Origin of the sequence: Pelomicrobium sp., from assembly GCF_036803785.1 — a bacterium.
Lineage (GTDB): Bacteria > Pseudomonadota > Gammaproteobacteria > Burkholderiales > UBA6910 > Pelomicrobium.
In genome coordinates this window covers 25,927-36,003 of the sequence record NZ_DAIRTR010000011.1, presented here as the reverse complement: position 1 = coordinate 36,003, position 10,077 = coordinate 25,927, and the positions used below count along the sequence as shown (strand labels likewise).

The following is a 10,077-nucleotide window of genomic DNA, read 5'->3' as shown; positions in this document are numbered from 1 at the left end:
TTTCGGAAGTGGCCCGGGGCAAGATCATGGTGGCCAAGAATCAAGGCAAGCCGATTCCCGAGGGCTGGGCCTTGGACAAGGAGGGCAGGCCTACCACCGACCCGAGCGCCGCCTTGGAAGGCAGTATGATGCCGGCCGGCGGCGTGAAGGGGGCCATGCTGGCCCTCATGGTAGAGCTGCTGTGCTGTGCCCTAACGGGGGCCGCCATGGGTTTCGAGGCCGATTCGTTTTTCGTCGACGAAGGCAACCGGCCGCGCATCGGCCAGGCGTTTCTGGCAATCGATCCGGATACCTTGGCCGGCCGCACCGTCTATCTCGAGCGTATCGAGACCCTGATCACCCGGATGCTGGCTGACCCCGGTGTACGGCTTCCGGGGGCCCGGCGCTTTGCGCTGGAAGCGAAGGCGCGCCGGGAGGGTATCCCGGTGCCAGACACGCTCTATGAGCAAATCCGCACATTGGCGGGCCGCTAAGGAGCGCATCCACCAGGCGCGGCTTGCGGCCCCCTTCGCGGTGCTGGGGGTGGCCATCGAGGAAGACTGGCTGGTCGGCATCGATTACCTCCCCCGGGGCACGCCTTCCCTTGCGCCCCGGTCGCTCCTTGCCCGGGAAGCGTGCCGACAGCTACGCGCTTATCTCCAGGATCCAGGCTTCCGCTTCGAGCTGCCAGTCCATCTGTCGGGCACCCCGTTTCAACGCAGGGTATGGGAAGCCTTGCGCACCATCCCCAGCGGAGAGACGGTGAGCTATGCCGAACTGGCGAGGGCGCTATGCACTTCGCCCCGGGCCGTTGGAAGAGCCTGCGGCGCCAACCCCGTTCCCCTGGTCGTACCTTGTCATCGGGTGGTGGCAACCCACGGCTTGGGAGGCTTCATGCACGCTCGGGAGGGGGTACCGCTTGCCATCAAGCGGTGGCTGTTGATCCATGAAAGACGCTGAAGAGCAGCTTCTCGACCGGTTTTGCGACCACCTTTGGCTCGAGGATGGGTTGTCCCCCAACACCCTAGGGGCTTACCGGCGGGACTTGCGTCTGCTGGGGCAGTGGCTCGTCAAGGAACAGGGCAAGGCGCTCACCCAGGCGAGTCGAGCCGATTTGCTCGCTTACCTGGCCCACCGGGCGGCGGGGCAGGCTCGGCCCCGCACTACCAGTCGCCAGCTCTCCAGCTTCAAACGCTTCTACCGTTTTCTCGTGCGGGAAGGTCGCATCGCGGCCGATCCTACCCTGCAGATCGATGCGCCCAAGGTACCCCGGGCCGTCCCCAAGAGCCTCACCGAAGCAGACGTGGAGCGCCTGCTCGCCGCCCCCGATGTGCAGACGCCCTTGGGGTTGCGAGACAAAGCCATGTTGGAGATGCTCTACGCGACCGGGCTGCGGGTGTCGGAACTGGTGACCCTCACCCCCGCTCAGGTGAGCCTGGAGACCGGGGTGGTGCGCGTGCTGGGCAAGGGCGGCAAGGAGCGCCTAGTGCCCGTGGGGGAGGAGGCTGTGGCATGGCTCAAGCGCTACCTGAATGAAGCACGACCTCTGCTTCTCGCCGACCGACGGGCCTTGGCCTTGTTTCTCACGCGACGTGCGGAGCCCATGACGCGACAGGCTTTCTGGCATCTGGTCAAGCGCTACGCCCGGCGCTCCGGCGTGAGCGCGCCCCTTTCCCCTCACACGCTGCGCCACGCCTTCGCCACCCATCTGCTCAATCACGGCGCCGACCTGCGGGTAGTGCAACTCCTTCTGGGCCACGCGGACATTTCTACCACCCAGATCTATACCCACGTGGCCCGGGAGCGGCTCAAGCAGCTCCACGCCAAGCACCACCCCCGGGGTTGAGGCGGTTCGTGGGAGTGGAACCCCAGGTCCTGATTGTTGCGCCGCTCGCCGTCTTTGTGGCCTTTTTCGTGTTTGGCATGACTGGATTCGGCTCCTCGGTGATCGCAGTACCGCTGCTCGCCCACGTGCTTCCCCTGCAGCAAGTAGTGCCCACCATGGTGCTCATGGAGTTTGTGGCTTCGTTCTTGCTGCGCCGTGGCCACGGCGGGCGCTCCAACCGCCGAGAGCTCGCCTGGCTGGTGCCGGTGGCGGTGGTCGGGATTGGCGCCGGCGCCATCCTCCTCGCCCGGCTTCCCGCCGCGCCCCTGCTGGCGGGGCTGGGCACGTTCGTACTGCTCTTCGGCCTCTACACGCTGCTCGATCCGAGCTTCCGCGGAGTGATAGCCCGCGCCTGGGTGCTGCCGGCGGGCCTAGTGGGCGGGACGTTCACGGCCTTGTTTGGCACTGGCGGTCCGGTGTACGCCATCTACCTTTCCCGGCGCATCGAAGATCGGCGGGAGTTTCGCAGCACCATGGCCGCCATGATCACCGTCAGTACTGCGGTGCGCATCGTGGCCTTCGCCCTCACGGGACTGCTCTTGCACCTCAAGGTGTTGCTTGGAGCTTTGGCCCTTGCGCCAGTAATGCTGGCAGGCTTGAGGCTTGGAAGTCGGGTGCACCTGGGGGTTAGCCCCCAGCGGGTCCGGCAGGCGTTGGGAGCGGTGCTCGTGGCGAGCGGAGTGTCCCTGCTGGTGAAAGCGGTAGGGTAGACAGACGGGAAAACGCCGCCTGCCTTCAGGTGGGTTTCACGCCCCGCTCGACGGACACGCCGAGCTGCTTCACACCCTGCATCAAGCGCAGTTTAGCCACACTCACCTTTACCCACGGCGCCCGGAACTCTTCCCGGATCACCCGCGCGAGGTGGTCTGCCAGCGCTTCCAGCAGCTTGAACTGGTGGCGATCCAGCTCCTCGTGGACGCGGCGCACCACTTTGGAGTAATCGATGGTGTCCTCCACGTTGTCGGTCTCGCAGGCGCGACTCGAGGGCAGGGCGATCTCCAAGTCGATCTCGATGGTCTGCCGTACCTGGCGCTCCCAGGCGTAGACGCCCACTAGGGTCTCTGCCCGCAGCTCCCGAATGAAGACGATATCCATGGCGCCCCGCCGTGGCCGCCCCGCAGGGCGTCGAGTAAAATCGAAGGCGCCATTCTAGGCCATTTATTCGATCGGTGGTCACGATAGTCTTGGCGGTCGGTGCGTACCTGCTGGGATCGATTCCCTTCGCCGTGGTGGTGAGCCACGTCCTGGGGTTGCCGGATCCCCGCAGTTATGGTTCGGGCAATCCGGGTGCCACCAACGTACTGCGCACGGGCAGCAAGCTTGCCGCCGCGCTGACCTTGCTCGGGGACGCAGGGAAAGGGGCGGCAGCCGTCCTCCTCGCCCGGATCCTAGCACCTCGCTTTGGCGCGGGCGAGGAGGCGGTGGCCATCGCGGCGATGGCGGTGTTTATCGGCCACCTCTACCCTTTATTTCTAGGCTTCCGGGGCGGTAAAGGGGTGGCTACGGCGGCCGGCACCCTCCTGGCTCTGTCTCCGGGTCTGGGGCTGATTTTGGGGAGCGTCTGGCTTGCCACGGCGGCCCTTTGCCGCTACTCCTCTCTGGCCGCTCTGGCGGCGGCTGGCGTGGCACCTTTTGCTGCGGCGGGCCTGTGGGGCTGGCACCCTTACACCGCTGTGACCCTCTCGATGGCGGCGCTGCTCGTATGGCGCCACCGGGTCAACATACAAAAGCTGGCAGCCGGCACTGAAACTCGCATCGGTGGCGCACACCCTCCAGGGAGAGAAAAGCTCTAGCGCTCTGCCGATCGGACGGGTCAATGTCGAGCCGTGGACCGCGCCGTTCGACGCCTGGACCGGGTCGCCTCCGGTCCAGGAAGCGCCAGATCCCAGCGGGGGAATACGGTATAACGGTAGCCGGAGGCCGGCATAGCTTGGGCTCGGTGCATAGCGCCAGCATAGGCGATCATGGCTCCGTTATCGGTGCATAACTCGACGGGTGGGTAGAAGACGCGGAAGCCAGCCTCCCGGGCCCGCTGATTCAGGACTTCCCGCAAGCGGCGGTTGGCCCCGACGCCCCCGGCCACCACCAATTGGCCGTGGCCGGTGGCAAGGACAGCCTGGGTGGATTTCTCTACCAGGACCTCTACGACCGCTTCCTCGAAGGCCCGGGCGATGTCGGCGCGAGCGCCCTCGTCATTCCCCTGCGCCCGGGCAAGGAGCAGAGCGGCTGTTTTCAGTCCGCTGAAGCTGAAGTTGAGGTCGCCGCTGGCCAGCATGGGCCGGGGTAAGCGAAAGCGGCCGCTGGTACCCCCCTCGGCCAACCGGGCCAAAGCAGGGCCGCCTGGGTAGCCCAGTCCTAGGAGCTTGGCCGTCTTGTCGAACGCTTCCCCCGCAGCATCGTCCAGGGTTTCTCCCAGAAGCCGATAATGGCCCACTGCGGCCACCTCGATGAGCTGGGTGTGGCCTCCCGACACAAGCAAGGCGACGAAGGGGAACTGGGGGCGGGGGGAGGCAAGCATGGGAGATAGAAGATGTCCCTCCAGATGGTGCACCCCGATAGCGGGGATTTGCAGCGCCCGGGCAAGTCCGCAAGCGATGCTGGCCCCCACGAGCAGTGCGCCCGCCAGCCCGGGTCCGGCGGTGTAGGCGATGGCGTCCAGATCGCAGAGAGCACACTCTGCCTGGGCCAAGACCCGCCGGACCAGGGGAAGCACCCGTCGGATGTGATCACGGGAAGCCAACTCCGGCACTACTCCCCCGTACGCCCGGTGCACCTCCGTTTGGGAATGGAGGGCATGGGCCCGTAGCCCCCTTTCGGTGTCGTACAGGGCAACGCCAGTATCGTCGCAGGAGGTTTCAATACCGAGAACTTTCATGGGGCTAGGTGGCGCCCTTGGAAAGGGCTCAATAATGCGGGTATAATTATTAATTTTCGATTATTCAAGCTTAAGAGGGCACGATATTCCTATGCCGATGGTCCGGGTCAAAGAGAATGAGCCGTTTGAGGTGGCGCTGCGGCGCTTCAAACGTACCGTGGAGAAAACGGGACTGCTTACCGAACTGCGGTCTCGGGAATATTACGAGAAGCCCACCCAGGCGCGCAAACGCAAGCTCGCAGCGGCGATCAAGCGCCATTACAAGCGTCTGCGCAGCCAGCAACTTCCCCCTCGCACCTACTGATCGGCCAACGATCTCCTTGAATCGTCCTGGCCTATCGGGTCCAAGGACGTCCTTTCGCCATGACGCTCAAGGCCACGATCACCCAACACATGAAGGAGGCGCTGCGGGCGAAAGACGCGCGCCGCCTTGCCGCCATCCGTCTCCTGCTCGCCGCTATTCAACAGCGGGAAGTGGACGAGCGCCGGGAGCTGAGTGAGGCTGATGTGGTGGGGATCGTGGAGCGGCTGATTCGCCAGCGCCGGGAGTCGGTGGCCCAATACGACGCTGCGGGCCGGCGGGATCTGGCGGACAACGAGCGATTCGAGATTGAAGTGCTCCAGAGCTATCTCCCTCAGCCTTTGTCGGAGGAAGAGCTCCAAGCCCTGATCGAGCAGGCAGTTGTCGACACGGGGGCGGCGGGTCCCAAGGATATCGGGCGCGTGATGGGGGTCCTCAAACCTCGGATTATCGGCCGGGCGGAGATGGGCCGAGTGTCAACGCTGGTCAAGGCACGTCTTGGCGCTGGCTAAAGCGTCATAGATATCAAAGACTTATTTCCGAACCAGGGGCGCTCCCGGAAACCGGTGGGCGCAAAAAATCTGTCCTATAATCACTAGAGTATATACGGCGGCTCTCGCTCGTCCGGTCCTCCCTTCTGGCGGAAGGCGGTAGTGCCTTACTCGTCAGAGGCCAACAAAATGATTCCTCAAGCCTTTATCCAGGACCTGCTCAATCGCGTGGACGTAGTGGAGGTCATCGATCGCTACGTTCCGCTAAAGCGGGCCGGGGCCAACTATAAGGCATGCTGCCCCTTTCATCACGAGAAAACCCCCTCCTTCACTGTCAGTCCTTCCAAGCAGTTCTATCACTGTTTCGGCTGTGGCGCCCACGGGAGCGCCATCGGCTTCCTTATGGAGTACCGGGGTCTTGGGTTCATCGATGCGGTCAGGGAGCTAGCGGCCAGCGTGGGCATGAAAATGCCCGAAGCGGAGCGACTGGACGTTCACCCGCCGGCGACTGAAGCGGCGGAACTCTATTCGGTTCTGGAGCGGGCGACCCGCTTCTACCGGGAGAGCCTTAAGCGCTCCCCCCAGGCCATTGCCTATCTCAAGCGGCGCGGCCTTTCGGGAGAGGTCGCGGCCCGCTTTGGCATCGGTTACGCTCCAGCCGACTGGCAGGCCCTCGCGGGCTGTTTTGACGATTACGGCTCGATATGGCTGGAAAAGGCCGGTTTGGTGTTGCGGGGCGAAGGCGGCCGGCGCTATGACCGGTTCCGGGACCGGATCATGTTCCCCATCGCCGACTACCGGGGCCGCATTGTGGGGTTCGGGGGCCGAGTGCTCGGCGAAGGTGAGCCCAAGTACCTGAATTCCCCCGAAACCCCCATATTCGAAAAAGGCCGGGAGCTCTATGGACTGTTCCAGGCGAGGAGCCCTATTCGGGACACCGGTCGGGTGCTGGTGGTGGAAGGCTACATGGACGTGGTGGCCCTGGCTCAGCACGGCATCGGCTATGCCTGCGCCACGCTCGGCACTGCCACTACCGGGGCCCAGGCACACCAACTATTACGCCAAGCCGATCAGGTGATCTTCTGCTTTGATGGGGATGAGGCCGGGCGGCGGGCCGCTTGGCGGGCTTTGGAGGCAATGCTTCCCCATGTGACGGACGGCAAGGAGGTGAGCTTCCTGTTCCTTCCGGCCGGGGAGGACCCCGATAGCCTGGTAAGGCGTATCGGCGGTCCGGGGTTCGAAGCCTTACTCTCCGACGCGGTTTCCCTGTCCGCTTACCTGATCGAGGGGCTTGCGCCCCAAGGGGCGCTGGCAAGCGACGAGGGCCGGGCCCGTCTCCTCAAGGAAGCGAAGCCCCTCGTGAACCGGATCCAGGCCCCGGGGCTGGGCTTCCTGGTGCGCCGGCGGCTCGCCGAGCGAGTGGGGCTCTCCCTTGCTGAGCTGGAGGCCTTGTACCGGATCCGCCCTGGGACGGAACCTGGGAAGCCGGGTGCCAGGCGCGCTGCGCGCGGGGTAGGGGTGGTTAGTCGCTGCCGCCGGCTCATTCGCCTCATCCTGTTCAAGCCCGAGCTGGGTCTGCGTTTGGAGCCAACCCTCATCCCAGCGTCCGAGCCGGATGCCGGTTTTTTGCTCCAATTTCTTGACTTCGTGAAGGCAAACCCTACTTTGAAAGGGTCGGACATTGTCCCAATGGCGTTTTTGCATTTTGATAACACCCAGCTCGATCAAGTACTTAGTGAAGCAGCGCGGGCCATCGAGGAATGGGGACCGGAGTTTGATGCGGAGGCTGAGTTCCAAGGGGTCGTACGGGGTCTGCAGGAGGAGGCTCGCCGCCGCAGACTCGAAGAGCTGGGTGCCAATCTGGAGCGCTTAAGCCTTAAGGAACAACAGGAGTATCTGGACTTGTTGCGGCAGGGAAGGATGGAACGAACGGCCCCGCAAGGCGCCTAAAGGTATATAATTAACAGTTTTTGTTCGATACCACAGCGGATAGCGACGGAATATGGCCAAGGACAGGGATAGCGATAAGCCGGATATTCAGATGGGGGATGCGGATTCGCGCCGCACGCGCCTCAAGAACCTGATCGTGCTCGGCAAGGAGCGCGGGTACCTGACCTACGCCGAGATCAACGATCATCTGCCGGACGACATGCTGGATGCCGAGCAGATCGAGAACATTATCCGCATGATCAACGACATGGGGATCGCGGTGTACGACGAAGCGCCGGATACCGAGTCGTTGCTCATTTCGGAGGCGGCGCCAGCGGCCGCGGACGAGGACGTGGTGGAAGAGGCGGAGGCCGCCCTTTCGACCGTTGATTCCGAGTTCGGTCGTACCACCGACCCGGTACGCATGTATATGCGGGAGATGGGGTCGGTGGAGCTGCTCACCCGCGAGGGGGAGATCGAAATCGCCAAGCGTATTGAAGATGGCTTGAAGCACATGATCATGGCGATTTCCGCTTGCCCGACCACCATTGCTGAAATCCTGGCCTTGGCCGAAAAAGTCGAGCGGGATGAAATGCGCATCGACGAGCTAGTGGACGGGCTCCTGGATAGCGAATCTCAGGAGGAAATGGTCGCTAGCGAAATGGCCGAGGACGAAGAATCGGTGGCTGAGGACGAAGAGCTCGCGGAAGAGTCCGAGGATGAGGAAGGCGGCGCAGTCAACAGCGCCACCTTGGCGCAGCTCAAGGCCGAGGCTCTGGAGCGTTTTAAGACCATCCGCCAGATCTACAACAAAATGATGAAAGTGCTGGCCGCTAAGGGTACCCGTTCTCGCGCCTATAAACAGTACCAGGAGCAAATTTCTGCCGAGCTCATGAAAATTCGCTTCGCGGCGAAGCAAGTGGAGGCGTTGTGCGACAGTGTACGCGGCATGGTGGACGAAGTACGCCGCTACGAGCGGGCCATCATGGACCTGTGCGTTGAGAAAGCGAGCATGCCGCGCACCCATTTCATCAAGTCTTTTCCCGGTAACGAGACCAATCTCAAGTGGGTGGATCAGGAAATCGCGGCGCGCAAGCCCTACAGTGCGGCGCTGGAGCGCTTCCGTCCCGCGATCCTCGAGCAGCAGCAGAACATCCTCGGGGTGCAGAAGCGGGCCATGATCCCGCTCAAGGAGCTGAAGGAGATCGCGCGCCAGATGTCCACGGGCGAAGCCAAGGCGCGCCGCGCCAAACGGGAAATGACCGAGGCCAACTTGCGGCTGGTGATCTCCATCGCCAAGAAATACACCAACCGCGGGTTGCAGTTCTTGGATTTGATCCAGGAAGGCAACATCGGGCTGATGAAGGCAGTGGACAAGTTCGAGTACCGCCGCGGCTACAAATTTTCCACCTACGCGACCTGGTGGATCAGGCAGGCCATCACCCGCTCCATCGCGGATCAGGCGCGCACCATCCGCATTCCGGTGCACATGATCGAAACCATCAACAAGATGAACCGCATTTCGCGCCAGATCCTGCAGGAGACTGGGCAGGAGCCGGACCCCGCGCTGCTTGCCAAGAAGATGGAGATGCCCGAGGAGAAGATCCGCAAAATCCTCAAAATCTCCAAGGAGCCTATCTCCATGGAGACACCCATCGGCGACGACGACGATTCGCACCTGGGGGACTTCATCGAGGACGCCTCGACCATGGCACCGAGCGATGCAGCGGTCTACGCCAGCCTGCGCGACGCTACCAAGGAGGTGCTTGACACCCTCACCCCCCGGGAGGCCAAGGTATTGCGCATGCGCTTTGGCATTGAGATGAACACCGATCACACGCTGGAGGAAGTCGGCAAGCAATTTGATGTGACCCGCGAGCGGATTCGCCAGATCGAGGCCAAGGCGCTGCGCAAGCTGCGCCATCCGTCCCGTTCGGAGCGCCTGCGCAGCTTCCTGGAAAACGAAAGCTGAGTAGGTTGGCGAAGGCGGCGTCTGCGGGCTTGCTTTTTGCGACGGGTATCGAGTCGAAAAAAGGGGGTCTGTAGCTCAGCTGGTCAGAGCAGGGGACTCATAATCCCTTGGTCGTTGGTTCAAATCCAACCAGACCCACTCGCGGGAAAAAGCGGGTAAGCGAGGGCGCTCGCCCGGGCAAAGAGTTTAGGTCTTGGCGGTTTGACTTTTTCCCTATGTAAACGCATAATTTCCTGTTTCTTTCGGGGAGGGGTTCCCGAGCGGTCAAAGGGGGCAGACTGTAAATCTGTTGGCCTAAGCCTTCGTAGGTTCGAATCCTACCCCCTCCACCACATTGGGAGGTTAGCTGATCGATCGGCGCGAGGTCCGGTCCCGGCAAGCGGGGTCATGGGGATCCCAGGTCCGCGCGATGGAATGCTTTCGGTGGGCGGGTGTAGCTCAATGGTAGAGCAGAAGCCTTCCAAGCTTACGACGAGGGTTCGATTCCCTTCACCCGCTCCAGGTTTCTTGGATCGATTTAGGTACAGGTAGACAACGCCGGCACGGCCCATGTAGCTCAGTGGCAGAGCACTCCCTTGGTAAGGGAGAGGTCGCCCGTTCAATCCGGGCCATGGGCACCATCATCCGGTGCTCAATATATATCGA

11 protein-coding genes and 4 tRNA genes are annotated in these 10,077 nt (G+C 62.8%); 13 read left to right on the top strand and 2 right to left on the bottom strand.

What is annotated here, in order from left to right:
* The 4 genes from V7Q81_RS02600 to V7Q81_RS02585 all read left to right on the top strand — a co-directional run.
* On the top strand, positions 1-473 hold a 473-nt coding region (locus V7Q81_RS02600; protein ID WP_333840110.1), incomplete at its 5' end, for an Ldh family oxidoreductase.
* Positions 442-939: a methylated-DNA--[protein]-cysteine S-methyltransferase gene (locus V7Q81_RS02595; RefSeq protein ID WP_333840108.1), complete on the top strand. Its 498-nt coding sequence runs from the start codon at positions 442-444 to the stop codon at positions 937-939. The genes V7Q81_RS02600 and V7Q81_RS02595, both read left to right, overlap by 32 nt.
* Entirely contained in the window at positions 926-1,825 is a 900-nt protein-coding gene (gene xerD / locus V7Q81_RS02590; protein WP_333840104.1) for a site-specific tyrosine recombinase XerD, read from the top strand. Before V7Q81_RS02595 ends, xerD begins: the two co-directional genes overlap by 14 nt.
* 8 nt (positions 1,826-1,833) lie before the next feature.
* A complete protein-coding gene (locus tag V7Q81_RS02585; RefSeq protein WP_333840102.1) occupies positions 1,834-2,574 on the top strand; it encodes a sulfite exporter TauE/SafE family protein in 741 nt (246 codons plus the stop codon).
* Between the two features lie 25 nt (positions 2,575-2,599).
* Here V7Q81_RS02585 and V7Q81_RS02580 read toward each other — a convergent pair whose 3' ends face one another.
* On the bottom strand, positions 2,600-2,959 hold the full coding sequence (locus V7Q81_RS02580) for a dihydroneopterin aldolase (protein WP_333840101.1): 360 nt from the start codon (positions 2,957-2,959) through the stop codon (positions 2,600-2,602).
* Positions 2,960-3,033: 74 nt separating this feature from the next.
* On the opposite strand from V7Q81_RS02580, the gene plsY reads away from it, so the two are divergent.
* The gene (gene plsY / locus V7Q81_RS02575) at positions 3,034-3,657 is read left to right on the top strand and encodes a glycerol-3-phosphate 1-O-acyltransferase PlsY (protein ID WP_333840100.1); all 624 of its coding nucleotides are present in this window, start codon (positions 3,034-3,036) and stop codon (positions 3,655-3,657) included.
* A gap of 20 nt (positions 3,658-3,677) precedes the next feature.
* Here plsY and tsaD read toward each other — a convergent pair whose 3' ends face one another.
* A complete protein-coding gene (tsaD, locus tag V7Q81_RS02570; RefSeq protein WP_333840099.1) occupies positions 3,678-4,739 on the bottom strand; it encodes a tRNA (adenosine(37)-N6)-threonylcarbamoyltransferase complex transferase subunit TsaD in 1,062 nt (353 codons plus the stop codon).
* A gap of 91 nt (positions 4,740-4,830) precedes the next feature.
* On the opposite strand from tsaD, the gene rpsU reads away from it, so the two are divergent.
* The 8 genes from rpsU to V7Q81_RS02530 all read left to right on the top strand — a co-directional run bounded on the left by rpsU (position 4,831) and on the right by V7Q81_RS02530 (position 10,052).
* Positions 4,831-5,043: a 30S ribosomal protein S21 gene (rpsU, locus tag V7Q81_RS02565; RefSeq protein ID WP_333840097.1), complete on the top strand. Its 213-nt coding sequence runs from the start codon at positions 4,831-4,833 to the stop codon at positions 5,041-5,043.
* A 59-nt stretch (positions 5,044-5,102) separates the two neighbouring features.
* Complete coding sequence (locus V7Q81_RS02560) at positions 5,103-5,552, top strand: GatB/YqeY domain-containing protein (RefSeq protein WP_333840095.1); 450 nt, start codon at positions 5,103-5,105, stop codon at positions 5,550-5,552.
* A 168-nt stretch (positions 5,553-5,720) separates the two neighbouring features.
* Positions 5,721-7,481, top strand: coding sequence for a DNA primase (dnaG, locus tag V7Q81_RS02555; protein WP_333840094.1), 1,761 nt, complete (start codon positions 5,721-5,723; stop codon positions 7,479-7,481).
* 91 nt (positions 7,482-7,572) lie between these two features.
* Complete coding sequence (gene rpoD / locus V7Q81_RS02550) at positions 7,573-9,432, top strand: RNA polymerase sigma factor RpoD (RefSeq protein ID WP_442954737.1); 1,860 nt, start codon at positions 7,573-7,575, stop codon at positions 9,430-9,432.
* Between the two features lie 64 nt (positions 9,433-9,496).
* A tRNA-Ile gene (locus V7Q81_RS02545) sits at positions 9,497-9,570 on the top strand.
* A gap of 108 nt (positions 9,571-9,678) precedes the next feature.
* Positions 9,679-9,764 (top strand) — tRNA-Tyr (locus tag V7Q81_RS02540).
* Positions 9,765-9,859: 95 nt separating this feature from the next.
* Positions 9,860-9,933 (top strand) — tRNA-Gly (locus V7Q81_RS02535).
* Positions 9,934-9,977: 44 nt separating this feature from the next.
* Positions 9,978-10,052 (top strand) — tRNA-Thr (locus tag V7Q81_RS02530).
* Positions 10,053-10,077 lie beyond the last annotated feature (25 nt).

Excerpts from the sequence above, each read along its gene's own strand:
- V7Q81_RS02595 (WP_333840108.1), top strand. The coding sequence starts at position 442 with ATGAGCAAATCCGCACATTGGCGGGCCGCTAAGGAGCGCATCCACCAG.
- xerD (WP_333840104.1), top strand. The coding sequence starts at position 926 with ATGAAAGACGCTGAAGAGCAGCTTCTCGACCGGTTTTGCGACCACCTT.
- V7Q81_RS02580 (WP_333840101.1), bottom strand. The coding sequence starts at position 2,959 with ATGGATATCGTCTTCATTCGGGAGCTGCGGGCAGAGACCCTAGTGGGC.
- tsaD (WP_333840099.1), bottom strand. The coding sequence starts at position 4,739 with ATGAAAGTTCTCGGTATTGAAACCTCCTGCGACGATACTGGCGTTGCC.
- rpsU (WP_333840097.1), top strand. The coding sequence starts at position 4,831 with ATGCCGATGGTCCGGGTCAAAGAGAATGAGCCGTTTGAGGTGGCGCTG.
- V7Q81_RS02560 (WP_333840095.1), top strand. The coding sequence starts at position 5,103 with ATGACGCTCAAGGCCACGATCACCCAACACATGAAGGAGGCGCTGCGG.
- dnaG (WP_333840094.1), top strand. The coding sequence starts at position 5,721 with ATGATTCCTCAAGCCTTTATCCAGGACCTGCTCAATCGCGTGGACGTA.
- rpoD (WP_442954737.1), top strand. The coding sequence starts at position 7,573 with ATGGGGGATGCGGATTCGCGCCGCACGCGCCTCAAGAACCTGATCGTG.